This is a genomic window from Rhodoferax sp. RT4P68, assembly GCF_056521305.1.
In genome coordinates, this window is sequence record NZ_JBWMBB010000009.1 from 158,330 (window position 1) to 182,342 (window position 24,013).

Genomic DNA, 24,013 nt, shown 5'->3' on the forward strand with positions numbered 1-24,013 from the left:
TTGTAGGTCCAGCAGCACGACGCCCGCTTTCGCAAACCGATACCCGGGTGTGAAATCGCTTGCAAGCCGCGTACCGCGGAGGTCGTGACCAGCGCGGTGTCGGCCGGCCGACGCAGTGGCACCGTGATGGAGCGCGATAGCGGCTGTCCTGCTGCTTGAAGGGGCTGGTGTGGATGACACAAGGACATGGCCCGCGTTGCGCGCCTGCTTGCGCAGCTTTTCAGAGGCTCGCGCTGAGACTTGCTGACCGCGTCCGTCAGGTCTCCCCGCTGTGTTTGCTATGTTCGTCGCGTGGGCGGCTCCGCATCCTCGACGCCCGATGGCTCGCATGGCGTCTGGCCATCCTCCACTGTCCTGGTCGACCAAGCGCTATCATCAATTACATACCGACGGCGACACCATGAACTACACGATGGGCTTTGTCAGAGCGTTCGCTGACGCGATTGACCGGGTGAACAGTCGAAGGACGCGTTCGCCGGAGGCAGCGGTGCTCGTGATGCATCCTGTCGTGATGCGTTCGCTAATTGAGGAGATGCAGGCTTCTGGCGACTACGACAAGCTTGGGGTGTACAAGAGGCCGCCCTACGCCTTCCATGGCGTAGTGACTGTTCTCCGCACGGATGTGACGCAGCCATTCGTGGCTGATATTCATGGCAATCTGACGCTCGTCTAGCCGGTGAAAATGTGCACGCGGAACAGGCGCGCATCGGTTAATCCCACACGCATGTTGGCGACCGCATCCGGTGCTGCCAACCGGAGCACGTGGCGCACGGACATCTGCACCAGCCGGTGGTCGTGCGGGGTCAGCGCCGGGTCGGTTTCGCTGCCCGGCAGCACCTCCCAGCGCAGCCGCTCGTGCGGGCTCAGGGCCTGCGCGACCCAGGCCCGCAGGTCGGCGCCGGTCAGGCCCGGGGAATATTGGATGTCCACCAGCGCCTGCGCAAAGCCTGGCACCAAGTTGGGCACGGTTCCCGCCTCGAACGCGCCGAGGTTGACGGTCACGTGGCGCAGGTTGTCGAACTCGCCCGCTCCGCCCTCCTCCTCGGACACGGTGCGCGCCTGCGCCATCGCCGCCAGCAGGCCTTCGTCCAGCGGGACGGGCCGCTCACGCAGGGTCCACAGGCTGTATCCCGGCAGTGGCTGACCTGCTGTTCCCACAAGCGCTGGCACGGGCTTTCGGCGAACGATCGGAACTGCTGTGCACCATGGAAACCGGCAACACGGCGCAGGTGCTGGAATGGGTGGAGACCCAGCAGGTCGACCTGGGGATCGCACTGAAGGTGCGCAACAACGACGCGCTGCGCTACCGGCCGTTGATGTCGCTGCACCTGGAATGCTTGATGCCAGGGGACCACCCGCTCGCGGTCCACCGGATCGTGGCGCCCGCGGATCTGGCGCCCTACCCCGTGATCGGCCTGAAGCTCCCCGAACTCGTGCATTCAGACCCCGGCACGCTGCATTGGGACGAGGCGCCTGTGCACGTGCGCATCCGCGTCGATTCCTCCCGCAGCGCCTGCCGCATGGTGGAAGCTGGGCTGGGCGTGGCCGTCATCGAAAGCCTCAGTGCCAGAGCGTTCGCTGGCGCTCATCTCGCGAGCCGCCCGTTGGACCACCCCTTTCGTGCCGAAGTGGGCATCTACCGGCCGGCGTACCGCCCGTGCGCTTCGGCCATCGAGCAACTGGTCAGCGCCCTGACCGCCTTGGCCAGTCCCTGCGCGCCAGCCGCGATCGGCGATGCGCTCGGCGTGCTCAGAGCGTGTGAACCGATCAGAAGATCCATTGGCGCGAGCACCCTGCCCTCGCGTTGAGTGGCGGCTCGGGCGGGTCCGTAGATTTCAGACGTAGCCGCGTCCCAGGGCAAGACATCAACCCGCCGGAGGAACTCACGAACCGCCGCGTGGAGCGCGGTGGCGTCGGGCCGCTTGGCCAGACCGAACAGCAGCTAACCCTGGGTGATGGCTGAGATGCACAAGGAAGTGATCGGCGTCGCGACCACTCGACGAGCAACCACAAGGTGTTTCTTGAGCAGATGGCTGACGGTGTTGGTGTCGAGCATGTAGTGCGTCACTACAGGCACCCGTGCCAGCCCTCCAACGGATCGCGGTCATGGCTACCTTGGGCACGCTCCGCTTCGCTCAGGAAGGCCTCAGGGATGTCGACAGCCTGCAATGCCGTGAAGAACCCGTCCCACGTGGTGGGCTTGCGCGACAGGATCACATCTCCGGTCTTCTTGTCCTGTCGGATGAACACTTCCTTGGTGTCGAAGCGAAAGGCTGCAGGCAACCGCACGGCCTGGCTGCGGCCGTTGGTGAAGAGTTTTGCGGTCTGGGTCACGCGGGGCTCGAATGGCATAGATCAGAGGCTATTCCGTGAGTCAAGAAAGATCAAGGTCCGAGGTTTGCCGACGTGTGCGGGGCGGCGCCGTGACGAACACGCGCAAGGGCACGCATGTCGACCGCGGCGTGGTCGGCTCGCTGTTGGGCACGCGCAGCTTATGCGTCTTGGCCGACCACAACGGCGCGATTGCGCTGTCGCCCACCGAGGTCACACGCTCTGCTCGTCGCTGGCTACGGCTGGCCGGGCGACTACTTTGCGCGGCAGATCGCGCGCTGTCGCGCCAGAGCATGGCGTCGACCCTGCCCATGGGTGATGCCATGCGCCGCTTGATGGACTGCCTGCCAGAGCACACTCGCCTGGCAAACGAGACCACGCTGGTGCACGGCGACTGCCGGCTCGACAACCTGATCTTCCACCCCACCGAACCAACCGTCATCGGCGTGCCGGAACGATGCAGGATTCTCGCGAACCGTTCCGGCGGGGAGGTTGGGCCGGCCCAGGGCGATCAGTGCCACTGATGCGAGGCAACACCGACCGAGCCACTACAGAGCGCAAGGCACGTTCCCAGCCGATATCGGCTAGCGGCTCGGCCTTGCGCGGTGTCCATTGCGTCGGCCGCCGCAGCGGTTCCGTCCCCGCTGCCCGATCCTTTGTAGGCCATGTAGAAATCCCAGTGCGCGCGGGGGTCGCAGCCGGTGACCTGGGCATAGGCGGCGATGTAGCGCGGTTCGTCCGCAATGCGGAGAGCCGCGAGTTCCAGGCCGCCAATGCCGCGCCACAAGGTGGCCAGGATGTGCCAGCCGATGCAGTGGTAAGCGAAACCAGCCAACGGGTGGCCCAGCGTGGACAGCTCCTCGACGGCACATGGCGCGCGAAACTCCGCGAAATTCCGCGCGCCCGCCAGGCCATGCTCCGCCCTCGCGGGCACATCGCCCGGCTGCTAAGGCCAAATGCGGATCATCGTCGGCCTGACTGCCAATTTGTGCGTGCAGTGCAGCGCCGTGAAGTCCGACAAGCAAGGTCACAGCGCACGGGCTCCGGCCGATTGCACTGCCGAAACCGCTGAGGCGACACTACGCGCCTTGCAGCACATAGCCCGGCACGCCCTGCACAACGCGAGCTTCGCTCGCACGGCCCACCGTCCGCAGTGCGGCAGCGTCAAGCCGACCGGCCGCAGTGAGCGCCTGGCTGCGCCGCAAAGGAGGCAATGAACCGAGTGCCTGGCGCTCGCCAGCGGCGCGCGCGTGGCCAACACGCGTGGGCGCGTGCACGCGTCACGGCGTGTCTGCGTCCATGACTTGTCGGGTGCTGGCAGAAGTCCGGGCCGACGACGTCCCGACGCCTGCCACCTTTTCGAGCTGTGCAACGCGTGCTTCCAAAGCATCGAAATTGGCCAGCAGCGCGATGAAGTGCGCAGACATCGACGCGTAGCCATTCGCGAGCGCTGCGATAGCCTCCGTGTTCTTTAGCGTCGTCAGCTCCAAAGCCTGCCGAAGCCGAGCAAGTTCCTGTTCGGCATCGGCAGAGGGCTTAACCGTGGACATTCGCACCGTAAGGCCTCCTTCGTTTTCTGATGTGAACGATAGCGCGTGTCACCCGCACAGGCTGCGGCTGGCAGGCCAGCGGTTGCCCTGTCCGACGAGAAGCCGGCCTGGACCATGCAGCCCGTCGCGGTATCTCCGGCCTGGGACGTTGCCGATGGGATCTTCGGGAACGGGGAACGGATTCGCATCCAAGGAAACCCAGGCTGCGGAGCATGCCACCTTCCGGTCGGGCGGCGGTGCGATCGCCGATGCCATAGGCATGGATTCCGGTCGCCGCCGCCTTGCGCTTGGCACGGCCAGCAACCGGCCCCGCTGCCCTTCATCCGCTGGACCTTGGCATCAGCTCGGCGTTGCTGGCGTGGACGCGCCAACCGAATGGCTGCGAACCGAGCAAGACAGGGTCGGGACCGCATCCCCCGGCGTCCATCAGGCTCTCGCCACCGGCCTCGGCCCTCGCGGATGATGCTGTTGCCAGGCACCGGGGGCCGGCGTCAGGTTCGCAGCCTCGGGCCTGCTGGCGTTTGTGGTCCTGCGCGCCGCGCCTCAGCGGGACGGCGCTGGTCGGGACAAGAGGCGTCACCGCACTGTTGACCGGCGTCCGGGGCGCCGCGGTGCGCGCGTTTCGCTGCCCGCTCGCGCATGATGCAGAGGCGATCGTGCAGGCGCAATCCGATCGGATTGGCTGCAGGCGACGTTGCGAAGTTTGAGCCAGCCGCCAACGCCGTTGACCCGCCTCGGAACAACGTTCCAGCACAGGCTGGCTGGCAGGACGCCGACACCGCCAATCCGCCGTCGACCACTGGCATGGTCCAAGCACGAGACGGCCCGCTGCTCCAAGCGCGACGGACCTGGTGGCTTGCTGGAGCAGCGTCGGAGGCGCACCAACGCAGCAGCGGCCGCCAAGCCAAGCCAAACCGGCCGTGCCGAGCGCGCGCGGCCAACAGCACAGGGGTCCCAGGGCGCACGGCATGCCGACTCTGCAGGCTGCCGCCGGGTGTCAGTCAGGGACGCGCAACGCGAGCAGTTTCTCGAGTGCGTGCAGCGGCCGCAGGGCCTCGTCAAGCCTGCGTGCGCGCAGCCTGAGCTCCTCAGCGGACCTCCGCGGGCCGCGATAGGCTGCCAGCACGTCGTTGCGCCCGGCGCGGTACACGTCGATCTGGTCGAAGGACGCGCTGATGGCGGACCGCAGCTGGCGCTGGTCGACCTGCGGTGTGTAGACGTTTTGCATGACAACGCCCCAGGGTGCCAGGCGAGCCACGACAACCCGGAAAAAATCGGCGCCTGTGAGCGGCGCCGGAATTGACGCGGCGTCGTAGGCGTCGAGCATGATGAGATCGAACACGTCGTTCGACCGTTCGAGCCACCGCCTGCCGTCGTCCACGTGAACGTGGAGGCGAGGATGCGGCGACAGTCCGAAGTACCGGGCGCCCAGTTCAAGGACATCACGATCGATGTCGATGGCATGCACCGCCGCGTCCGGGAACGTCCGGATCGTGTACCCCGCCATGTTGCCGGCGCCGACACCGACGTGCACGATGCGGGCATAGGGCTGTGCGTAGACCACGCCGAGCATCATCAACCGCATGTAGGGCGCCGCCAGCGCGTGTGGGCGGTCCAGATCGACCGCCGACTGGTACACAAACTGAGTTCCCGGGCCGTAGGCGAGGTACCGCGTGCGTCCCTTCTCGAGCACGGCGATCCGCCCAAACTGGGTCTCCCGCTCTTCAATGACACGCGCGCCGGTCCAGCCGGGATGCAGGGTGCGCGACGGTGTCGCGCCGTATGCGCCGAGCGCTGGCGCTGCCACGGCAAGAGCGCCGCTGACGCAGAGCAGACGGCGCCGGGTCACCGGGAATGGGTGGCGGGTCTCCGACACGGTGCAGGCTGACGGTACCGCCGTCACGCGATGCCAGTCGTGCAACGCAAACCTGATGCCGGCATCATGGCACCGACCTGTGGCAGCCCGGTGGGTGTCACACTCCGGATGGAGATCCCGGATGCTGGTGCATCCTCTTGCACACGCGTGGCGATGGAGTGATCCTGCGAGGCCACAGGGAACGCGCCAGACGGGACCGGATCACCGACAGTCCAGCGCGGGAACAACGGCAGCAGCTGATCTGTCCTTCGGCGTTTGCGGCACCGACTCACCGCGGCATTCAGCACCATCCACGCTCCTTTCTGCCGAGGTGATCGGCCCGCGACCCACACGCGCTGTCGACATCGCCGGGCGCGCGTCTGACCACGCCGCACGGGAAACGGCCCGGACAAGCCGACGGGCACCGCTGCAGTCTAAAGCGAAGAGCGCGCGCGTAACCCGTCAACCCGTGGTGGCCGTCCCCGCCCGCGCTCCAATCGGTACCCTGAGGGCAGGTCCCTGGCGCAGCAGCCGTGGGTGTTGTCGCAGGTGACGTGCTGCCAAGGGCCGTGCGGTCGCAGCGGCAGGCCGGTGGCGGCGCATCTCCTGGCCTTGGTCGGGTGTGAAGCTCTGGCGCATGGATCGGCCTGCACGTAGCGCCTGGCGGTGGCGTCGGCCAGGGCCGGGGGGGACGTGGCAATCTGGTCTTGCCCCGTCATGGTCCCCTCCTCCAGCCGCCCTCCCACAACCCCGAAATCCCCCAAATCACCCCCCAGTGACCCGCGCCATCCAGCCGCCGCCGGCCCTATCGTCCGTCCCATGCGCTGCACCATGCCCCCTGCCATCCGCGGGCCGAAGGACCGACGCCATGCTCCACGCCCTGTCGCCCAGCCCCCTTCCCCCGCGCGCGGGGGCCGTGCCCTGCGGACACCCAAGGGGTCGTCGAGACCCGACTGTGGATTGAAGAGCACGAATGGCTCTACACCCTGCTGCGGCGACAACGTCGCACCGATGTTCCGCATCCCGGACCTGCTCAGCGCCCGCGTCGCCCTCGTGTTCGCGCGGCCCGACGCGGCAGAGCGCATCTTCGGCTTCATGGGCATGGAATTGGTTCTGCGCTCGCCGACCACGGTCCGCCGCCGCGAGTCGCTGTGGCACCTGCAGTTCGAGCAACTGCATGACCTGCAGTGCTCCCCCCTGGACCGGCACCCGCACCCCAAGTTCCAGGTCGACCAGTTGACCACGGCCCGCGTCGCGCTGTGCCAGCAGGAAGATCTGAGATCGGAGCACCCATGGACTTCGAGCGACTCAGCGGCGACTTGAAGGATCTGCGCCGGCGCAACCAGGAGCTGGGCCTGGCGGTCGGCGCCTTGGCCGCATGCCAGTTGATCGCACTGGCTGTGATCCTGGCCCTGCTCGGCACGGTGCGCACGGTGGTCGTGCCGCCTACGCTGCACAAGAGCTTCTGGGTCGACAGTGGCCGGGCGTCGAGCGAGTACCTGGAGCAGATGGGCAGCTTCGTCGCCTGGCTGGTGCTGGACGTCACGCCCAGCACCATCGACTGGAAGAAGGACATGCTGCTGGGCTACGTGGACCCGGCCCAGTACGGCGCGCTCAAGACGCGCCAGGAGGTCGAGGCCGAACGCCTGAAGCGCATCATCGCCACCACAGCCTTTGCACCGCAGCAACTGGTGGCCAGCGAAGACGCCCAGAGCCTGCTCGTGCGGAGTCGGCTGCGCCCCTCGTCGATGGCCACGAGACTGGCAATGACCTCAAGGCCTACCGCATCGAATTCGGCCATGCCGGCGCGCGCATGCACCTCGTCGGCCTCCAGGAGGTGCCCTATGCGGTCAAGTGAGTCTTTGGGCGAACGCACCGCACGTGCGACCGCCACGCCGCTCCAGGCGGACGCGGGTCGGATCCCAGGTTCACCCAACGGCCTGCCCCAGCCGAGCGCAGGACCCGTGGGCCGCTGCTGCGTTTCTCGGCTCTGCGGATCCTGGCCATCACCGGTCTAGCCTAAGGCCCGCCGGCCCCGGCGCTGCAGATGGTCAAGGCCAGCGATGGGGTGGCGGCCGAAGCCTTCGTGTCGACGAAGGAGCCGACGCGCCTGCGCATCGAGGGCATGCCGATCAACGAAGTGTTCGGCAACATCCACTCCAGCCATTGCGGGCCACCGAGCGCGGCACCGGGGCCAGCCCTTCCTACCAGAGCGCCCGGCAGTGCCCTGCCGCCAGCCTGAGCGCGCCGACCAACCCGGCCCGCGACGTCATCGTCGCCTGCGACCGCGACAAGGGCGAGGTCTACCTGCGGCCCGTCGGCAACGGCACGCGGCGCATCAACCTGTTCGTGTCGTCGGCCACCGCCACCTACAACTGGCTGCTTCGCCCCACTGGGCAACCGGGTCCGTCGGTCGCTCAGCAAGGGATGCCAGGGTCCGGTTGTCGCGGCGGTGCTGGCACGAAGTCCGGTGGGCTGGTCTTGCTCGGCGGACACGGATCGGCGACAGTCACCAGAAGTCGAAAGGGTAGCCAGCAGCGATCCTCCGACCCCCAGCACTCTCGTCAGACCCAATGTCGATTCACATCTAGTTGCTGAAGGATTCCAGTCATGCCGCGATCAACGACCGTCCTCAAAGCCAAAGCCGCCTTTCCATTGAACGACGCTCAGGTCGTCGTCCTCTTCGATGAGGATTTCTCACTCCAGTCCGCCAGAGGCCTCCAAGCTGTCTGCTCGACTGGGCGGCGAGTAACTGGGCTTGCTGTCGACAAGCAAAATGGTCGAAGATTGACCATCAAGATGGCCTCTGCGCGAAACCCAGGCGTCACGATCGACTCGATACGCATTCATGGTGACGCCCTGGGAAAGGCAGGGGGCAAGGCCATCGTCGTTGAAACGCCGGCGTTCGTGCATGGGGTCAAGGACCCAACCGAACTCAGAGCGCTGCAGCTGTCGGATCAGTTTCCCTTTGCTTCGAAGCTGTCACGCGTACATGTGAGCGTAGCTTGCTGCACCGGCTGCAATGGCGGCATCCATGACCGCAATCTCGTTGTGCTCAATCACCACATAGGAGGGCCGTGGACCGGCATTTGGGTACAGACTGCCAAGACCATTGAGGCCCCTTATCCACGCTGGCAAAAAGTACTTTGTGCTGGCGGTGTTATCAATGACCTCCACGGGTCGGTCACAGTCGTCGATGAAGGTTGGATGGAGATTCACAAACAGATGGAGGTACCCCACAGCGCACCGCCGCCGTTGCCCATCAACTGCGCGCAGTTGCCGACAGCGAAGTCACCACTCCTGATCCACAAGGGGCTTGACGCCTCTTGGGTCGAGTTCACGAACCTCAAGGTCGAGAGCGCAGAACGGTCCGAGCCGCCAGCCCGTCGGTCTGGAGTTGAACGGCTGACGCGCAATCGGATCACGTTCAGCGACCATAGCGGTGGACCGTCGACTGCCTTCCTGTATCAGCCCACAGGCCTGAAGCTGTCCACTGGATCGAAGGTGAGCCGACTGAGGGGTTTCGTGCACGCAGAAGGCCCAGGACGGTACGTGCTGCTTTCCGACAAGGAGGAGGACATCGTCCTGTAGCGGCTGCACGGCCCGTGCCTCGGTCACGCGCTTTCCAGGCCTTCTGGTGCACCTACGGCACGAGCGTGGCCAGACGAGATGCCGTGAAGCTGCCCGTGGCCATAGAAACGAATTGGCTGTCACGCTATCTCGGCCTTTGACAGTCCTTCATTGATGACTGTGGCGGGCTTGCAAGGGTGACGCCGGCGCCTGCGCATGAACGCCAATGACGCCGGCAAGAGCGGGGCCCATTTCGCGCCCCACAGCCCCCCATACCCGTTCAAACCCGGCGCTTGCCATCTTGGATACCCGCCATGCGAAGCGAGACTCCGGCGATGCTGAACTGGCCGGTCTTCGAAAGCAATCTTGCGACCCCGGGCAGCGCCAGCGGTGGCCCTCCGCTTAACGAATATTCTGCGATTGCGTTGGTCATGTCTCAGACCGTGGTGTAAGTCCACAGTCCGTACAGAGCTGAGACGCACGGTACCAGCGCGCCACAGCGGGCAGCCGGGTCGGTGCAGTGTCGCTCAGGGTCTGCAAGCGTTCAAGCTGCATGTAGCGCCGGTTGAGTGCCCACTCATCGTTCTGCTCCAGCATCATGGCGCCGACCAGCCGCACGATGGACGCGTCGTTGGGGAAGACGCCCACCACGTTCGTGCGCCGCTTGATGTACGCGTTCAGCCGCTCCGGCGGGTTGGTGCTGTAGATCTGCGTCCAGTGCGCACGCGGGTAGGTCAGGAAGCCCAGCACATCCTTCTCCGCCTCGCCCATCAGCGCGCCGAGCTTGGGGAACTTGTCTCTGAGCTGATCGGCCACGACCTCCGTTGCGCCCGTGCTGCCTCGGCTGACTCCTGCATGAACACGGTGCCGATGGCCACCGAGACCACGCGCCGCTGGGTCTTGCCGGCGTGCGCCAGGTCGTCGCGCATGAAGTGCGCGCGGCAGCGCTGCCATGTGGACTTCAGGACCAAGGTTGATATTCGCACCTCAACCCTATCCGGAATCACGATGGCCACTCCTCAAGGAGCGGCGGCCGCGCGGCATGCCGCTGCGGGTTACGCCCTCCTCGGCCTGCTACGCGATGAAGACTTACACCACTTCCCGGGACTTCTACGCCTGCGCTGGCAGCTCATCCGAGCTGCATCAACCCCCGCCAGTTTGACCGCCGTCTCATTGGTGCTTAAAGAATGGGCAACGGGATCTGCAGGGTCTTCCACCCCACATCCCTGACATCCGTCCCGCACGTGCGAATCTGCGAACGCAATAGCTCGGGCAGGGAATCCGGTGCTGGCAGTCACTACGCAAAAAAGATTTCTGGGGCACGGATGGAGCACGGCGGACACGCAAGGCCCACGCAAGAAAAAAGCACCTAGGACTCTCGGCCTAAGTGCTTGATTTCATTCTTAAATTTTGGTGGGCCCTGAGTGACTCGAACACTCGACCTACGGATTAAGAGTCCGCTGCTCTACCAACTGAGCTAAGAGCCCTTGCAAGCCGGCAAGTTGCCGACCTACTTGGATCCTCACAACACCGCCATTGCATGGCAGTTTTGCTTGGAGCCCACGACTATATCCGATCTATTTGGCCATTTGCTAATACGATGGCAATATTCAGCGTCAATATGGCGCCACTACAACGAAGCACGCGCGAACGAGAGGAAGTCGACATGGGGGAGCAGCGCATCTGGAACATCTGCACTGTCGGGCACGCGGCGCTGGACCACTGCTTCACCATCGAGGCGTTCCCGCCCCACCCCACCAAGACCGCAGCACAGCACTACCGCGCCATCTCCGGTGGCATGGCGGCCAATGCCTCGATCGCGGCGGCGCGGTTGGGCGCACAGGTGCGATTGCATGGCGCCATCGGCGATGACGACGCGGGCAGCTTCCTGGTCGGCCGGCTGCAGGCGCATGGCGTGGACTGCCGCCAGTTGCAGCGGGTCCCGGGCGCGGCCTCGTCGGTATCGGCCGTGGTGATCGATGCGCATGGTGAGCGGCAGATCTTCAACCACCGCGGAGATGCCTTGGCGCGCGCGGCCCCGCTCGATGTCGCCGTCCTGCAAGGCTGCGATGTGCTGATGGCCGATCCTCGCTGGATGCCCGGCGCGCGCGCCGCACTGGCATGGGCGCGCCAGACCGGCGTGCTGTCGGTGTTCGACGGCGACCTGTCGCCGCGCGCTGACCTGCAGGCGCTGACGGCGCTGGCCGATTGGGCGGTGTTCTCCGAGTCAGGCCTGGCCGCCTTCGCGCCCGATGGCGACATGGCGCATGGGCTGGCCGCGGCCTTGCAGGCCGGCGCGCGCGTGGCAGTCGTCACGCTGGGCGCCAAGGGCGTGCGCTGGCTGCGGCCCGGCGGCGAGGTGCAGTCGCTGCCGGCGTTCCGAGTGCGGGCCGTCGACACCAATGGCGCGGGCGATGTGTTCCACGCCGCGCTGGCCTTGGCGCTGGCGCAAGGGAGGCCCGATGTCGACGCGCTGCGTTTTGCCAGCGCGGCGGCGGCCATCAAGTGCCAGCGGGCCGGTGGCGTGGCGCACGGGCCGGATCTCGCGGAACTCGAGGCCTTTCTGCGCCAGCAGCGCTGACGCCTGCGCTGCGGCGACGCGCTACATCAGCAGATGTTCGCCGGCGTTGTCGCCACCCAGGATCACGTAGTTCACCTTGCGGATGTCCATCAGCCGCTTGCCGCCGGCATAGCTGATGGAGCTCTGCACGTCCTGCTCCATCTCCACCAGCGTGTCGGCAAGATGGCCCTTGATCGGCTCCAGGATGCGTTTGCCCTCCACGTGACGGTACTCACCCTTGTTGAAGTCGCTGGCCGAGCCGTAATACTCCTTGAACAGCTGGCCGTCGACTTCCACCGTCTTGCCCGGCGACTCTTCGTGGCCGGCGAACAGCGAGCCGATCATGACCATCGAGGCGCCGAAGCGGATGCTCTTGGCGATGTCGCCGTGGTCACGGATGCCACCGTCCGCAATGATGGGTTTGGTCGCCACGCGCGCGCACCACTTCAGCGCCGACAGCTGCCAGCCGCCCGTGCCGAACCCGGTCTTGAGCTTGGTGATGCAGACCTTGCCTGGGCCGACGCCGACCTTGGTCGCGTCCGCGCCCCAGTTCTCCAGGTCGATGATGGCCTCGGGCGTGCCCACGTTGCCGGCGATCACGAACGACGCGGGCAACATGTGCTTCAGGTGCGCAATCATGTCCTTCACGCTGTCGGCATGGCCATGGGCGATGTCGATGGTGATGTACTCGGGCACCAGGCCAAGACGGGCCAGCTGGTCCACCGTGTCGTAGTCGGGTTGCTTCACGCCCAGCGAGATCGAGGCGAACACACCCTCGCCGTGCATGCGGCGCACAAAGGCCACGTTGTCCAGGTCGAAGCGGTGCATCACGTAGAAGTAGCCGTGCTGCGCCATCCACAGGCACGTGGTCTCATCCACCACCGTCTTCATGTTGGCCGGCACCACCGGGATGCGGAAACTGCGACCGCCCAGCTCGACGCTGGCGTCGCATTCGGAGCGGCTCTGCACGCGGCACTTGCGCGGCAGCAGCAGCACGTTGTCGTAGTCGAAGATTTCCATGGCATCCAGCTTTCATCAATGGTTGAACAACGATTGAGCGCTTGGACTGAGCCGGCTGTCTGCGCCGCGAACGGGCACAAAAAACCGGGCTGCAATGGCTTGGGCCCGGTGATTGATTCTATCGAGCGCGCGAGAGGGCCCGGTGCTGCGGCGCCATGCCCATACCGGCAGTCCTAGAATCCGGCCGCAATGCACAGGCCCTACAAGATTCCGCAGTCGGTGCTGGTCGTGATCCACACCGCCGCGCTCGATGTACTGCTGATCTGCCGGGCCGACGCGCACGCGCACTGGCAGTCGGTCACCGGCAGCAAGGACAGCGTGCACGAAGACTTCCGCACCACCGCCGCGCGCGAGGTCATGGAGGAGACCGGCATCGACTGCGGCCCGCACACCGCGCTGGCCGACAAGCTGCAGGATTGGCATCTGGAGAACGTCTACGAGATCTACCCGCAGTGGCTGGGCCGCTACGCGCCCGGCGTGCGGCACAACACAGAGCATGTGTTCGGCCTGCAGGTGCCGGCCGGCACGCCGGTGCGGCTCTGCCCGCGCGAGCACACGGCGTTTCGATGGCTGCCCTGGCGCGAGGCCGCCGATGCCTGCTTCTCCGGCTCGAACGCAGAAGCCATCCTGATGCTGCCGCGCTTCGCGCCCCGCGTGGCCGGCGGGCGCTGACGTGAAAACGCCCCCACGCCCATCGCTTCGCGTATCGCTGCCTCCCGAGGGGACGCGTCGGCGGCTTCGGGCGGCCGGGCGCCCCTGACATGGCCCGCGCCTCGCAGCGCCTGCAAGCCGGTCACGACGTGCAGCTGCTGGAAGGCACGCGCGAGTTCTTTCCAGCGCTGGTCGAGGCCATGGATGCCGCGCAGCGCGAAATCCATTTCGAGACTTACATCTTCGACTTCACCGGCAGCGGCGCGCAGGTGGCCCAGGCGCTGGAACGTGCCGCCGCGCGCGGCGTGCGCACCCGCGTCGCCGTCGACGGTCTGGGCACCGGGCGCGCGCCCGAGGACTGGCGCCGTCGCCTGACAGCGGCCGGCGTGCAGTGGCGCGTGTACTCGCCGGTGAACGCGCTGGCGCTGCTGCTGCCCACCCGCTGGCGCAGGCTGCACCGCAAGCTGTGCGTGGTCGATGGGCGCGTGGCGTTCTGCGGGGGCATCAATGTGCTGGACGATTTCCACGACCCCACCTGGGGCCGGCTGGAGGCGCCGCGCCTGGACTTCGCCGTGCGCATCACCGGGCCGCTGGTGACCGACGCGCACCGCACCGTGGCGCTGCTGTGGCGCCGGCTGCAGGCGGTGCACGACCTGCGCCACAACCGGCTGGCCCGGGCAGTGCAGGACCTCACCGACGTGCAGGCGTCGCCGCCACCGTCGCGCATCGCCGCTGCAGACGTGCAGGCGGCGCTGCTGCTGCGCGACAACCTCAGAAGCCGCAAGCACATTGAGCGCGCCTACCTGAAAGCCATCGGCGGCGCGCGGCACGAGATCGTGATCGCCAACGCCTACTTCATCCCCGGCCGCAAGTTGCGCAACGCCCTGGTGCGCGCGGCGCAGCGCGGCGTGCGCGTGCAACTGTTGCTGCAGGGCCGCTACGAATACTTCATGCAGTTCCACGCCTCGCGCCCGGTCTACGGCATGCTGCTGGACGCGGGGGTGGAGATCCACGAGTACGCCCCCAGCTTTCTGCATGCGAAGGTCGCCGTGATCGATGGCCACTGGGCCACGGTAGGCTCGTCCAACCTCGACCCGCTGAGCCTGCTGCTGGCGCGCGAAGCGAACATCGTCATCGAGGACGCTGCCTTTGCCCAGCGCCTGGCCGCGCGCCTGCAACACGCCATGCGCAGCGAGGGCCAGCCGATGGAGATGGCCAGCTACGGCCAGCGGCCATGGTTGCAGCGATGCAAGGAGCGCGTGGCCATGGCCGTGATGCGGCTGGGGCTCCTGGTCACCGGCAACCGGTATTGAAGGACATGATGGATTTGGTGGTGCAACGGCCCGAAGGCCTGTATTGCCCGGCAGGCGATTTCTACATCGACCCGTGGCGCCCGGTGGACCGCGCCGTGATCACGCACGCCCATGCCGACCATGCGCGCACCGGCCACGGCCACTACCTGGCAGCCGCGCCGGCCGAAGGCGTGCTGCGAGCGCGGCTGGGCGACATCACATTGCAGACGCTGGCCTACGGCGAGCGCATCGCGCACCAGGGCGTGGACATCTCGCTGCACCCGGCCGGCCACGTGCTGGGCTCGGCCCAGGTCCGCCTGGCCCACGGCGGGCAAGTGTGGGTGGCCAGCGGCGACTACAAGGTGGCGCCGGATGCGACCTGCGCGCCGTTCGAGCCCGTGCGCTGCGACGTGTTCATCACCGAATCGACCTTCGGCCTGCCGATCTACCGCTGGCGTGACGACGCCGAGATCTTTGCGGACATCAACGCATGGTGGCAGGCCAACGCACAGGCCGGCCGCGCCAGCATGCTGTGCTGCTACAGCTTCGGCAAGGCGCAACGCATCCTGTCGGGCGTGGACGCCGGCATCGGCCCCATCGTCGTGCACGGTGCGGTGGAGCCGCTGAACCAGGCCTACCGCGCCGCCGGTGTGGTGTTGCCCCCGACGCTGCTGGCAACAGATGTCGAAGACCGCAGCCTGTTCCAACGCGCGCTGGTGTTGTGCCCGCCAGCGGCCGGCGGCGGCCTCTGGGCGCGGCGTTTCGGCGACTTCAGCAACGCCTTTGCCAGCGGGTGGATGCAGCTGCGCGGCGCGCGCCGGCGAGGCGGCTACGACCGCGGCTTCGTGCTCAGCGACCATGCCGACTGGCCCGGTCTGATGGGCGCCATCGCCGCCACCGGCGCGCAGCGCATCATCGTCACGCACGGCAGTATCCCGGTGCTGGTGCGCCACCTGGGCGAACAAGGGCTGGCGGCAGAGTCTTTCCACACCGAGTTCGGCAACGACGCGCTGGAGGCCGCCGCGTGAAGGCCTTCGCCCGGCTGTTCAACGAGCTGGACGCCACCACGTCGACGCTGGCCAAGGTGCAGGCGCTGCAGCGCTACTTCGCCAGTGCGCAGCCCGAAGATGCGGCCTGGGCCGTGTACTTCCTGTCCGGCGGCAAGCCGCGGCAGGTGGTGCGCACCGCCACGCTGCGCGCGCTGGCCTGCGAATTGGCAGGCATTGCCGACTGGTTGTTCGAAGAGTGCTACCAGGCCGCAGGCGACCTGGCCGAGACCATCGCCTATGTGCTGCCACCCGCCGCGCAGGACAGCGACGTCGGCCTGGCCGAGTGGGTCGAGCAGCGCCTGCTGCCGCTGCGCGGACTGCCCGAGCCCGTGGTGGCAGAGCGCGTGCGCAGTTACTGGAATGAACTGGACCCGCAGGGCCGTTTCCTGCTGACCAAGCTGGTGGGCGGCGGCTTTCGCGTGGGCGTGAGCAAACTGCTGGTGCAGCGCGCGCTGGCAGCGCATGCCGGCGTCGATGCCAAGCGCGTGGCCCAGCGCATGATGGGCTACACCGATGGCAAAGCCATGCCCACGGCGGCCCGCTACATGGCGCTGACGCTGGCTGTCACGGATGAAGCCGAGGAGCGCGCCGACCAGGGCCAGCCCTACCCCTTCTTCCTGGCGCACCAGCTGGACACACCGGTGGCCGGGTTGGCCGAGCGGCTGGGCACCACGGCCGACTGGCAGGTGGAGTGGAAGTACGACGGCATCCGCGGCCAGATCGTCAAGCGCGCCGGCCAGGTGTGGATCTGGTCGCGCGGCGAAGAGCTGGTGACCGACCGCTTCCCCGAGATCGTCGCCGCGGCACAGCCGCTGCCGGATGGCACCGTGGTGGACGGCGAGATCATGGTCTGGCATGACGATGTGCCTGTGGGTACAGACCTGGCTGCGGATGCGGGTGTGCATGCGCAAGTGCAAACGGCCCCCGGTCTTGGCAGCGGCCGCCCGGCGCCTTTCGCGCTGCTGCAGCAGCGCATCGGCCGCAAGACGCTGACGCGCAAAGTGCTGGCCGACGCGCCCGTGGTGTTCATGGCCTACGACCTGCTCGAGCAAGCCGGCCAGGACCAGCGCGCAGTGCCGCAAGCGCAACGGCGCCTGCAGCTGGAGCGCCTGCTTGCCACGCACCCCGCATTCAAGCTGTCGCCTCTCGTGCAGGCCGAGGGCTGGGAGGCGCTGGCCGCGCTGCGCGCCGAATCCCGCGTGCGCGGCGTTGAAGGATTCATGCTGAAGCACCGCAGCACCGGCTATGGACAAGGGCGCACCAAGCAGGACGGCCTGTGGTGGAAATGGAAGATCGAGCCGATGACGGCCGACGCCGTGTTGATCTATGCACAGGCCGGCCATGGGCGCCGTGCCTCGGTCTACACCGACTACACCTTCGCCGTGTGGAGCCGCCCGCCGGTGGATGCGGCCGAGGCCCAGGCCGTGCTGGACGCCATCGCGCGCAAGGCACCGGCCCAGCCCGGCGCGCTGCAGCTGGTGGCCTTTGCCAAAGCCTACTCGGGCTTGACGGACGAAGAGTTCCGCCAGGTGGACGCCACCATCCGCAAGACCACGCTGGAGAAGTTCGGCCCGGTGCGCAGCGTGCGGCCGACGCTGGTCTTCGAGCTGGGGTTCGAGGGCATCAACCGCAGCCCTCGCCACAAGAGCGGCATCGCCGTGCGCTTTCCGCGCATGCTGCGCATCCGCAGCGACAAGCCGGTGCACGAAGCCGGCTCGCTGCAAGACCTGGAGGCTTTGCTGGCCTTGGTGGGAAAGGCCATCTCTGACGAAGTGCTCGGTTAATATCCTACGATGCTGATGCACCCCCCTGGCGCGGCTGCGCTCACCCCTCCGCAAGACCTGGCCCCCAACGCGCCCGATGAAGGCACGCCGGTCTCCGTGAAGATCCGCGAGCGCCTGCTGGCAGCGCGCAAACGCTTCAACGCGAACGACAACATCGCCGAGTTCATCCAGCCCGGCGAGCTGGAGAAGCTGTTGGACGAAGTCACGCACCACATGGAGGGCGTGCTGGCCAGCATGGTGATCGACACCGAGAACGACCACAACACCGACAACACCGCGCGCCGCGTGGCCAAGATGTATGTGAACGAGGTGTTCCGCGGCCGCTACGTGCCGGCGCCCAGCATCACCGAATTTCCGAACGCCGAGCACCTGAACGAGCTGATGATCGTCGGCCCGATCACCGTGCGCAGCGCCTGCTCGCACCACTTCTGCCCGGTCATCGGCAAGGTGTGGATCGGCGTGATGCCCAACGAGCACACCAACGTGATCGGCCTGTCCAAGTACGCGCGGCTGGCCGAGTGGATCATGGGCCGCCCGCAGATCCAGGAAGAGGCCGTGGTGCAGCTGGCCGACCTCATCATGGAAAAGACCCAGCCCGACGGGCTGGCCATCGTCATGGAGGCCAGCCACTACTGCATGGCCTGGCGTGGCGTGAAAGACATGGACAGCAAGATGATCAACTCGGTCATGCGCGGCGTGTTTCTGAAAGACTCGAACCTGCGCCGCGAATTCCTGGCGCTGATTCCGCGAAAGAACTGACCATGCTCGTCCGCCTCCTCTACGCCAGCCGCGCCGTCGACACCAGTGCCAGTGCGATCGAGAACATCCTCATGCAAGCGCGCGGGCACAACCCCGGCAGCGGCATCACCGGCATCCTGTGCTATGGCGGCGGTATCTTTCTGCAGGCCATCGAAGGCGGGCGCATGGCCATCAGCGAGCTGTTCGGCCACATCCAGAAAGACCCGCGCCACAAGGATGTGGTGCTGCTGCACTTCGAAGAGATTTCCGAACGGCGCTTTGGCGGCTGGACCATGGGCCAGGTCAACCTCAACAAGCTGAACCACTCGATCCTGCTGAAGTACTCCGAGAAGGCCGAGCTCGACCCGTATGCCGTCTCCGGCAAGGTGTCGCTTGCGCTGCTCGAAGAGTTGATGGCCACCGCGTCCATCATCGGCCGCGTCTGACGCGCTTACATCTGGTCACCACGCAGCGCACGCACGCTGCATCCAAAGCGGCAACTCACCGGTAGTGCTGGGGAGCCTGGACCAATCCGGTCCAGGCCATCCATCATGACCAGGAGTTCCGCATGACCCTTCGCACCGCCCTTCATTCCTCCGTGCTCGTGCTGGCCGCAGCAGGCCTTGTCGCCTGCGGTGGCGGCGATGACGACCAGCCCTCCAGCGTGCCCGTGGGCGACGCCATTGTGCTGACGGAGGGCGGCCTGCTGCTCTCGTTCAACCGCGCCACGCCGGGTACGCAGGTCGGCGCCATCGCCGTGGGCGGGCTGACGGCTGGGGACGCGCTGGTCGGCATCGACGTGCGGCCGGCCGACGGCAAGCTCTATGGCCTGGGCCGCAGCGGCAGCCTCTACACGCTGGACCCGAGCACCGGCATGGCCACGATGAAGTCCACCTTGATACCGGCCGCTGGCGATGACAACCCCTACACGACGCTGGCGGGAACGCAGTTCGCGGTCGACTTCAACCCCGTGGCCGACCGCTTGCGCGTGATCAGCGACACCGGGCTCAACCTGCGCATCAATGTCGAGACGGGCGCTGCCCTGACCGACGGCAGCATCACGCCCACGACCAGCGTGGTGACGGCTGCGGCCTACACCAACTCGTTCGCCGGCACCACGGCCACGCAACTGTTCGACATCGACGCCACCGCGGGCCGCCTGATGCTGCAGAACCCGCCCAACGACGGCGTGCTGAACGCGGGCGTCGCGCTCGGCGTGACGGCGCAGGCGGCCAATGGCTTCGACATCGACGGACGCACCAACGCCGGCTATGCGGTCCTGCGCGTGGGCGGCGAGACGGCGCTCTATTCCATCGACGTGAGCGCGAGCACCGGCAACGCTGCCACGCGCGTGGGCGCCATCGCCGGTGCCGAAGCGGTGCGCGGGCTGGCGCTGAACCCGCTGCCCGCCAACTGACGCACGATGCACCCCGGCGGGACGGGGGCATGCCGACGGGCGCGGTGCCACTCCTAGAATGGCGCGCCCTCGCACCACCCCGCCCATGCCGCCAACCTCCACCGACTTCGACTACGAGACCACGGTGGAAGCATGCGCCCGGGGTGACCGCGACGCGCTGCACGCGCTGTACCAACGCGAAGCCCGCTGGCTGCTGGGCGTGGCGCAACGCATCGTGCGCGACCGCGACCTGGCGCACGACGTGCTGCAGGAAGCCTTCATGCAGGTCTGGCAGCGGGCCTCCACCTACCAGCGCGCGCTGGGTTCCGCGCGCGGCTGGCTCTACACCTTGGTGCGCCACCAGGCGCTGGACGAGGCGCGCAAGGCCGCACGCGAGACACCGGTCGGCGACGCGTTGGAACCGATGCTGGAGCAGGCGGGCAGTGCATGGGGTGCCGTGGACGCACCGGTCGATGGCGAAGCGCTGGGCCGCTGCCTGGAGGCACTGGAGCCACGCAACCGCGACTGCATCGTCAGCGCCTTCGTGGAGGGCCACACGCAGGCCCAGATTGCGCAGCGCCTGGCTGCGCCGCTGGGCACCGTGAAGTCCTGGATCCGCCGTGGACTGCTGTCGCTGCGGGAGTGCATGCAATGAATCTGGACGACCCCGAAGAGCGCAGCCTCGCCGCGGCCGAGTACGTGCTGGGCACACTGGCCGCTGCGGATCACGCGGCCGTGCACGCCCGGTTGGCTGCCGATGCGGCCCTGCGCGCCGAGGTGTATGCCTGGCAGGACCGCCTGCTGCCGCTTGCCCGCCAGGTGCCCGCCGCCGAACCCGACGCCGCACTGTGGCAGCGCATCGCCGACCAGGTCAGCGCCCTGCCCAGCGCTGCCGCGCCTGCGGCCCTGCCGCCCGACCCTGCGCGCACGCTGCAGCCTGCTGCCAACGACGCGTTGTGGCGCAGCCTGCGCCGCTGGCGGGCCACGGCGATGCTGGGCATGGCGGCCTCGATGGTGCTGGCCACGTTGCTGGTGCTGCGGCCGGCCGAGCAACCAGTGCGCTACATCACGCTGCTGCAGGCGCCCGAGACGCAGCGTACCGGCTGGGTGGTCGAGACGATCACGGGTGACCGCATCCGGCTGGTGCCGATCCTGGCCGGGGCCGCCGTGCCGACCGGCAAGTCGCTGCAGTTCTGGACCAAGCCGCAGGGTGCAGAGCGCCCCACGTCCCTGGGACTGGTGCAGCCCGGTGCGCGCGTCGAACTGCCCGTGCTGCGCTCGCCGGGGGTCGGCGAGCAGCAGTTGTTCGAGTTGACTTTGGAGCCCGAGGGCGGCTCGCCCACCGGTTTGCCGACCGGCCCCATCCTGTACGTCGGGCGCTCCGTTCGCTTGTAACAGCCCCCGACTGTAGGCATGTTCCTACGCTCAACGGCAGGGCCCACTGGCACAATCCGCAGCGACAAGTACCTATAGTCGTGACGATTGTCCGAGTGCCACGGCCTGGCGCTTGTACCGTACCGCCGAATATCCCGGCTGCGTACTGTCAGAGAACGAGAGAACGTGGCGTTGAGAACCTATATCGTCGAAGATAACCCCACCATTCGCGAGAACCTGATTGCGACGCTGGAAGAGTTGGCCAACATCCAGTCTGTCGGCAGTGCCGAGACCGAAAACGAAGGCAAGGCGTGGCTGACGGAGCATCCGCTCGACTGGGACATGGCCATCATCGATCTGTTTCTGAAGCAGGGTAGCGGGTTGGGCATCCTGCATGCGTGCAAGGACCGCACGCCTTTGCAGAAGGTGGTCGTGCTCAGCAATTACGCCACTCCCGACATCCGTAAGCGGTGTGCCCATCTCGGCGTGGACGCGGTGTTCGACAAGTCCAACGAGATCGACGCCTTGATCGATTTCTGTGTCGACCACGCGTCCAAATCCTGAATCGCGGCCGCGCGACGCGCGCGTCCCACGCCCCCGCTGGTGGTCGATTCCCAGGATGGCGGTCAGCCTGCCGTTGGCGCTGCTGGCCGCCTGCATTCTGATTGCCATCAACGAGACCGGTTACAGCCGTTCGCGCGAGGCGTTGAACAGCATGGCACGCGTACAGGAGACGCGCACGTCGGTGAACCGGCTGTTGCAGCACATGGTGGACGCCGAGACCGGCCAGCGCGGCTATCTGCTGACCGGCGACCCGCGCTATCTCGAGCCCTACGAGACCGCCACCTCGGTGATCACCGACAACCTCGACGAGCTGCGCACCCTGTACCTCAGCCAGCCGCAAGAGCTGGGCGTGTTCGCCGAACTCTCGCGCAACGTGCAACGCAAGCTGGCCGAGATGGACGTGAGCGTGCGCCTGCGCAAGCAAGGCAACGAGGACGCCTGGAAGTTCGTGCTGACCACCGATGTCGGCAAGGAGCACATGGAGAACATCCGCAAGCAGTCACAAAAGCTGCTGGAAACCACGGTGCAGCGTCTGCAAGCTGGCGAGGCCGAGATCACCCGCTCCCTGCAGCTGTCGCGCATCGGCATCGCCATGGTGGCGCTGGTCGGCCTGCTGGCGTTCTACATGTACCTGCGCCAGACCACGACGCTGCAACTCGTCGACCAGCGTGTGCAGGAGGATCTGCAGCGCGAACGTGACCTGCTGGGCCAGCAGGTCAAGGAACGCACCGCCAGCCTGGCCGAGCTGGCCACCCATCTGCAGGAGGTGCGTGAGCAGGAGCGCGGCCACCTGGCACGCGAGCTGCACGACGAGCTCGGCGCGCTGCTGACCGCGGCCAAGCTCGATGTGGCACGGCTGAAGTCGCGCCTGGGCGTTGACGCGCCCGATGCGCAGCAACGCATCCAGCACCTGACGGACACACTGAACAGCGGCATCGCGCTGAAGCGCCGCATCATCGAAGACCTGCGCCCCTCCTCATTGACCAACCTCGGCCTGGTGACCTCGCTGGAGATTCTGGCGCGCGAGTTTGGTGACCGCTCGGCGCTGGCCGTTGCTGCCAACCTGGAGCCGGTCGAACTGAGCGAGACCTCGCAGTTGACCGTCTACCGCCTGGTGCAGGAGTCGCTGACCAACATCAGCAAGTACGCACAGGCGACGAACGTGAATGTCAGTCTGCTCAACTACGGCAGCCACGTAACGATCGAAGTGGAGGACGATGGCCGGGGCTTCAACACTGCCCACACCCCTGCCTCGAGCCACGGGCTGGCCGGTATGCGGCATCGGGTCGAAGCGGCGGGCGGCCGGTTGACGATTGCCTCCGCGCCCGGACAGGGCACGCGCGTGTCGGCACTGCTGCCCACGCCTCCGATGCTGGCAAGCGTGCCGGCAGCCACTCCACCCATTTGAGAGAACGCGGTACATGCAACCAGGCGAGCGGCTGAGGTCGGCAGCCTCCTACGCACCAAGCGCGCCACAACCGACGGCGCGACCCGCCCGGCACCGATCGGCTGCCGCCCCCTTGCTCTCTAAGCTGTGCACACCTTCACAAGAATGGGTTTCGCCACGCGGCGGGCCCGCTACACCAGGAGATTCGTCATGCTGCACTACTCGGTCGTCTTCCTCGTCATCGCGCTGATCGCAGCCGTCTTCGGCTTCGGCGGTATTGCCGCAGGCGCGGTCGAGATTGCCAAGATCCTGTTCTTCATCTTCGCCATCATGGCCATCGTCGGGTTCGTTGCCAGCCTGATGCGCAAGAAGCACTAGATCTGATCGTCACCGGCACCTGCCGTGCCGACGCCCATTTCCCACACCACAAGTACCACAAGCACCACAAGGAGCCGAGCCATGCACAACCCCCTGCGCAACACGACCAGCCACAACCCCGCCGAGACCAGCCGCCAGCTGTCGGACAAAGTCCTGCAGTCGGCCCACGATGCGGTGGCCAGCACGCGCGACTACGCCAACCATGCGCTGGACAGCGCCGACAGCCGGGTGCGCCATCTGCGCGACCAGATCGACCCCGCCATCCACGAGTTCGCCAACAGTGCGCAGCGGCTGGCACGACGCGGCGCCGACATGGCAGCCCAGACGAGCGCACGGGCGCAACAGTCGGTGCAGCGCTACGCGGCAGTGACTGAGCGCTACGTCGCCGACCAGCCCGTCAAGGCGGTGCTGATCGCGGCCGCAGCTGGCGCACTGATCGCTGCTCTGGTCCTGTCGGCCCGCAAGCGCCGCGCAGAGAACCAGGATCGCACGTACTGATCGACGCTTAAGGCAT

The 24,013-nt window shown here is 66.9% G+C and carries 28 protein-coding genes, 1 tRNA gene and 1 pseudogene; 21 read left to right on the top strand and 9 right to left on the bottom strand.

Annotated elements, in window-relative coordinates:
- The first annotated feature begins 400 nt into the window (after window positions 1-400).
- On the top strand, window positions 401-673 hold the full coding sequence (locus tag AC099J_RS19790) for a hypothetical protein (RefSeq protein WP_479616983.1): 273 nt from the start codon (window positions 401-403) through the stop codon (window positions 671-673).
- On the opposite strand, the gene AC099J_RS19795 is transcribed toward AC099J_RS19790, so the two are convergent.
- Window positions 670-1,170, bottom strand: coding sequence for a peptidase dimerization domain-containing protein (locus tag AC099J_RS19795; protein ID WP_479616984.1), 501 nt, complete (start codon window positions 1,168-1,170; stop codon window positions 670-672). The genes AC099J_RS19790 and AC099J_RS19795 overlap by 4 nt on opposite strands.
- Here AC099J_RS19795 and AC099J_RS19800 point away from each other — a divergent pair.
- Entirely contained in the window at window positions 1,137-1,808 is a 672-nt protein-coding gene (locus AC099J_RS19800) for a LysR substrate-binding domain-containing protein (RefSeq protein WP_479616985.1), read from the top strand. The genes AC099J_RS19795 and AC099J_RS19800 overlap by 34 nt on opposite strands.
- A 259-nt stretch (window positions 1,809-2,067) precedes the next feature.
- Here AC099J_RS19800 and AC099J_RS19805 read toward each other — a convergent pair whose 3' ends face one another.
- Complete coding sequence (locus tag AC099J_RS19805; protein ID WP_479616986.1) at window positions 2,068-2,334, bottom strand: antitoxin; 267 nt, start codon at window positions 2,332-2,334, stop codon at window positions 2,068-2,070.
- An 89-nt stretch (window positions 2,335-2,423) separates the two neighbouring features.
- Between AC099J_RS19805 and AC099J_RS19810 the strand changes: the two genes are divergently transcribed.
- Window positions 2,424-2,855: a phosphotransferase family protein gene (locus AC099J_RS19810; RefSeq protein WP_479616987.1), complete on the top strand. Its 432-nt coding sequence runs from the start codon at window positions 2,424-2,426 to the stop codon at window positions 2,853-2,855.
- On the opposite strand, the gene AC099J_RS19815 is transcribed toward AC099J_RS19810, so the two are convergent.
- The 3 genes from AC099J_RS19815 to AC099J_RS19825 form a co-directional block, all read right to left on the bottom strand.
- On the bottom strand, window positions 2,843-3,265 hold the full coding sequence (locus AC099J_RS19815) for a hypothetical protein (RefSeq protein ID WP_479616988.1): 423 nt from the start codon (window positions 3,263-3,265) through the stop codon (window positions 2,843-2,845). The genes AC099J_RS19810 and AC099J_RS19815 overlap by 13 nt on opposite strands.
- A gap of 346 nt (window positions 3,266-3,611) precedes the next feature.
- Window positions 3,612-3,881 carry a hypothetical protein gene (locus AC099J_RS19820; protein ID WP_479616989.1) on the bottom strand — a complete coding sequence of 90 codons (270 nt, stop codon included), beginning with the start codon at window positions 3,879-3,881 and terminating at the stop codon, window positions 3,612-3,614.
- Between the two features lie 997 nt (window positions 3,882-4,878).
- Window positions 4,879-5,730 carry a spermidine synthase gene (locus AC099J_RS19825; protein ID WP_479616990.1) on the bottom strand — a complete coding sequence of 284 codons (852 nt, stop codon included), beginning with the start codon at window positions 5,728-5,730 and terminating at the stop codon, window positions 4,879-4,881.
- A 1,017-nt stretch (window positions 5,731-6,747) separates the two neighbouring features.
- Here AC099J_RS19825 and AC099J_RS19830 point away from each other — a divergent pair.
- From AC099J_RS19830 to AC099J_RS19845, 4 genes are all read left to right on the top strand, one after another.
- Window positions 6,748-7,059, top strand: coding sequence for a hypothetical protein (locus AC099J_RS19830; RefSeq protein ID WP_479616991.1), 312 nt, complete (start codon window positions 6,748-6,750; stop codon window positions 7,057-7,059).
- Window positions 7,029-7,754 (top strand): type IV conjugative transfer system protein TraE, encoded by a 726-nt coding sequence (gene traE, locus AC099J_RS19835; protein WP_479616992.1) that lies wholly within the window; start codon window positions 7,029-7,031, stop codon window positions 7,752-7,754. The genes AC099J_RS19830 and traE overlap by 31 nt, the downstream gene beginning before the upstream one ends.
- Window positions 7,755-7,783: 29 nt before the next feature.
- Window positions 7,784-7,978 (top strand): hypothetical protein, encoded by a 195-nt coding sequence (locus AC099J_RS19840; protein WP_479616993.1) that lies wholly within the window; start codon window positions 7,784-7,786, stop codon window positions 7,976-7,978.
- A gap of 368 nt (window positions 7,979-8,346) precedes the next feature.
- Window positions 8,347-9,327 carry a hypothetical protein gene (locus AC099J_RS19845; protein WP_479616994.1) on the top strand — a complete coding sequence of 327 codons (981 nt, stop codon included), beginning with the start codon at window positions 8,347-8,349 and terminating at the stop codon, window positions 9,325-9,327.
- Between the two features lie 259 nt (window positions 9,328-9,586).
- Here the strand turns inward: AC099J_RS19845 and AC099J_RS19850 are convergent, their stop codons facing one another.
- The 3 genes and pseudogenes from AC099J_RS19850 to AC099J_RS19860 form a co-directional block, all read right to left on the bottom strand.
- On the bottom strand, window positions 9,587-9,739 hold the full coding sequence (locus AC099J_RS19850) for a hypothetical protein (RefSeq protein WP_479616995.1): 153 nt from the start codon (window positions 9,737-9,739) through the stop codon (window positions 9,587-9,589).
- Window positions 9,736-10,325: pseudogene (locus AC099J_RS19855) on the bottom strand (transposase); the annotation flags it as partial. The gene AC099J_RS19850 and the pseudogene AC099J_RS19855, both read right to left, overlap by 4 nt.
- 392 nt (window positions 10,326-10,717) lie before the next feature.
- Window positions 10,718-10,793: transfer RNA gene (locus AC099J_RS19860), tRNA-Lys, on the bottom strand.
- A 179-nt stretch (window positions 10,794-10,972) separates the two neighbouring features.
- Between AC099J_RS19860 and AC099J_RS19865 the strand changes: the two genes are divergently transcribed.
- On the top strand, window positions 10,973-11,887 hold the full coding sequence (locus AC099J_RS19865) for a PfkB family carbohydrate kinase (RefSeq protein ID WP_479616996.1): 915 nt from the start codon (window positions 10,973-10,975) through the stop codon (window positions 11,885-11,887).
- Between the two features lie 21 nt (window positions 11,888-11,908).
- Here the strand turns inward: AC099J_RS19865 and AC099J_RS19870 are convergent, their stop codons facing one another.
- Window positions 11,909-12,886 (bottom strand): GMP reductase, encoded by a 978-nt coding sequence (locus AC099J_RS19870; protein ID WP_479616997.1) that lies wholly within the window; start codon window positions 12,884-12,886, stop codon window positions 11,909-11,911.
- Window positions 12,887-13,075: 189 nt separating this feature from the next.
- Here AC099J_RS19870 and nudB point away from each other — a divergent pair, with 189 nt between their 5' ends.
- The 13 genes from nudB to AC099J_RS19935 all read left to right on the top strand — a co-directional run bounded on the left by nudB (window position 13,076) and on the right by AC099J_RS19935 (window position 23,997).
- Complete coding sequence (gene nudB, locus AC099J_RS19875) at window positions 13,076-13,558, top strand: dihydroneopterin triphosphate diphosphatase (protein WP_479616998.1); 483 nt, start codon at window positions 13,076-13,078, stop codon at window positions 13,556-13,558.
- Between the two features lie 89 nt (window positions 13,559-13,647).
- Window positions 13,648-14,850, top strand: coding sequence for a cardiolipin synthase ClsB (gene clsB / locus AC099J_RS19880; protein WP_479616999.1), 1,203 nt, complete (start codon window positions 13,648-13,650; stop codon window positions 14,848-14,850).
- Between the two features lie 5 nt (window positions 14,851-14,855).
- The gene (locus AC099J_RS19885; protein WP_479617000.1) at window positions 14,856-15,857 is read left to right on the top strand and encodes a ligase-associated DNA damage response exonuclease; all 1,002 of its coding nucleotides are present in this window, start codon (window positions 14,856-14,858) and stop codon (window positions 15,855-15,857) included.
- Window positions 15,854-17,662, top strand: coding sequence for an ATP-dependent DNA ligase (locus AC099J_RS19890; protein WP_479617001.1), 1,809 nt, complete (start codon window positions 15,854-15,856; stop codon window positions 17,660-17,662). The genes AC099J_RS19885 and AC099J_RS19890 overlap by 4 nt, the downstream gene beginning before the upstream one ends.
- A 15-nt stretch (window positions 17,663-17,677) precedes the next feature.
- Entirely contained in the window at window positions 17,678-18,421 is a 744-nt protein-coding gene (gene folE, locus AC099J_RS19895; RefSeq protein ID WP_479617101.1) for a GTP cyclohydrolase I, read from the top strand.
- A gap of 2 nt (window positions 18,422-18,423) precedes the next feature.
- A complete protein-coding gene (locus AC099J_RS19900; protein WP_479617002.1) occupies window positions 18,424-18,846 on the top strand; it encodes a BLUF domain-containing protein in 423 nt (140 codons plus the stop codon).
- A gap of 122 nt (window positions 18,847-18,968) precedes the next feature.
- The gene (locus AC099J_RS19905; protein ID WP_479617003.1) at window positions 18,969-19,817 is read left to right on the top strand and encodes a DUF4394 domain-containing protein; all 849 of its coding nucleotides are present in this window, start codon (window positions 18,969-18,971) and stop codon (window positions 19,815-19,817) included.
- Between the two features lie 85 nt (window positions 19,818-19,902).
- Entirely contained in the window at window positions 19,903-20,451 is a 549-nt protein-coding gene (locus AC099J_RS19910) for a sigma-70 family RNA polymerase sigma factor (protein ID WP_479617004.1), read from the top strand.
- A complete protein-coding gene (locus AC099J_RS19915; protein ID WP_479617005.1) occupies window positions 20,448-21,191 on the top strand; it encodes an anti-sigma factor in 744 nt (247 codons plus the stop codon). Before AC099J_RS19910 ends, AC099J_RS19915 begins: the two co-directional genes overlap by 4 nt.
- 165 nt (window positions 21,192-21,356) lie before the next feature.
- Window positions 21,357-21,734 (top strand): response regulator, encoded by a 378-nt coding sequence (locus AC099J_RS19920; protein WP_479617006.1) that lies wholly within the window; start codon window positions 21,357-21,359, stop codon window positions 21,732-21,734.
- A gap of 55 nt (window positions 21,735-21,789) precedes the next feature.
- Window positions 21,790-23,142: a sensor histidine kinase gene (locus tag AC099J_RS19925; RefSeq protein WP_479617007.1), complete on the top strand. Its 1,353-nt coding sequence runs from the start codon at window positions 21,790-21,792 to the stop codon at window positions 23,140-23,142.
- A 189-nt stretch (window positions 23,143-23,331) separates the two neighbouring features.
- Window positions 23,332-23,499 carry a DUF1328 domain-containing protein gene (locus tag AC099J_RS19930; RefSeq protein WP_479617008.1) on the top strand — a complete coding sequence of 56 codons (168 nt, stop codon included), beginning with the start codon at window positions 23,332-23,334 and terminating at the stop codon, window positions 23,497-23,499.
- 81 nt (window positions 23,500-23,580) lie between these two features.
- Complete coding sequence (locus AC099J_RS19935; RefSeq protein WP_479617009.1) at window positions 23,581-23,997, top strand: hypothetical protein; 417 nt, start codon at window positions 23,581-23,583, stop codon at window positions 23,995-23,997.
- The last annotated feature ends 16 nt before the right edge of the window (window positions 23,998-24,013 follow it).

What these genes read in the sequence shown, in the direction of transcription:
- AC099J_RS19900 (WP_479617002.1), top strand. Translation starts at nt 18,424, where the DNA reads ATGCTCGTCCGCCTCCTCTACGCCAGCCGCGCCGTCGACACCAGTGCC.
- AC099J_RS19930 (WP_479617008.1), top strand. Translation starts at nt 23,332, where the DNA reads ATGCTGCACTACTCGGTCGTCTTCCTCGTCATCGCGCTGATCGCAGCC.
- AC099J_RS19865 (WP_479616996.1), top strand. Translation starts at nt 10,973, where the DNA reads ATGGGGGAGCAGCGCATCTGGAACATCTGCACTGTCGGGCACGCGGCG.
- AC099J_RS19845 (WP_479616994.1), top strand. Translation starts at nt 8,347, where the DNA reads ATGCCGCGATCAACGACCGTCCTCAAAGCCAAAGCCGCCTTTCCATTG.
- AC099J_RS19790 (WP_479616983.1), top strand. Translation starts at nt 401, where the DNA reads ATGAACTACACGATGGGCTTTGTCAGAGCGTTCGCTGACGCGATTGAC.
- AC099J_RS19840 (WP_479616993.1), top strand. Translation starts at nt 7,784, where the DNA reads ATGGTCAAGGCCAGCGATGGGGTGGCGGCCGAAGCCTTCGTGTCGACG.
- nudB (WP_479616998.1), top strand. Translation starts at nt 13,076, where the DNA reads ATGCACAGGCCCTACAAGATTCCGCAGTCGGTGCTGGTCGTGATCCAC.
- clsB (WP_479616999.1), top strand. Translation starts at nt 13,648, where the DNA reads ATGGCCCGCGCCTCGCAGCGCCTGCAAGCCGGTCACGACGTGCAGCTG.
- traE (WP_479616992.1), top strand. Translation starts at nt 7,029, where the DNA reads ATGGACTTCGAGCGACTCAGCGGCGACTTGAAGGATCTGCGCCGGCGC.
- AC099J_RS19830 (WP_479616991.1), top strand. Translation starts at nt 6,748, where the DNA reads ATGTTCCGCATCCCGGACCTGCTCAGCGCCCGCGTCGCCCTCGTGTTC.
- AC099J_RS19905 (WP_479617003.1), top strand. Translation starts at nt 18,969, where the DNA reads ATGACCCTTCGCACCGCCCTTCATTCCTCCGTGCTCGTGCTGGCCGCA.
- AC099J_RS19870 (WP_479616997.1), bottom strand. Translation starts at nt 12,886, where the DNA reads ATGGAAATCTTCGACTACGACAACGTGCTGCTGCTGCCGCGCAAGTGC.
- AC099J_RS19885 (WP_479617000.1), top strand. Translation starts at nt 14,856, where the DNA reads ATGATGGATTTGGTGGTGCAACGGCCCGAAGGCCTGTATTGCCCGGCA.
- folE (WP_479617101.1), top strand. Translation starts at nt 17,678, where the DNA reads ATGCACCCCCCTGGCGCGGCTGCGCTCACCCCTCCGCAAGACCTGGCC.
- AC099J_RS19915 (WP_479617005.1), top strand. Translation starts at nt 20,448, where the DNA reads ATGAATCTGGACGACCCCGAAGAGCGCAGCCTCGCCGCGGCCGAGTAC.
- AC099J_RS19935 (WP_479617009.1), top strand. Translation starts at nt 23,581, where the DNA reads ATGCACAACCCCCTGCGCAACACGACCAGCCACAACCCCGCCGAGACC.
- AC099J_RS19850 (WP_479616995.1), bottom strand. Translation starts at nt 9,739, where the DNA reads ATGACCAACGCAATCGCAGAATATTCGTTAAGCGGAGGGCCACCGCTG.
- AC099J_RS19910 (WP_479617004.1), top strand. Translation starts at nt 19,903, where the DNA reads ATGCCGCCAACCTCCACCGACTTCGACTACGAGACCACGGTGGAAGCA.
- AC099J_RS19820 (WP_479616989.1), bottom strand. Translation starts at nt 3,881, where the DNA reads ATGTCCACGGTTAAGCCCTCTGCCGATGCCGAACAGGAACTTGCTCGG.
- AC099J_RS19925 (WP_479617007.1), top strand. Translation starts at nt 21,790, where the DNA reads ATGGCGGTCAGCCTGCCGTTGGCGCTGCTGGCCGCCTGCATTCTGATT.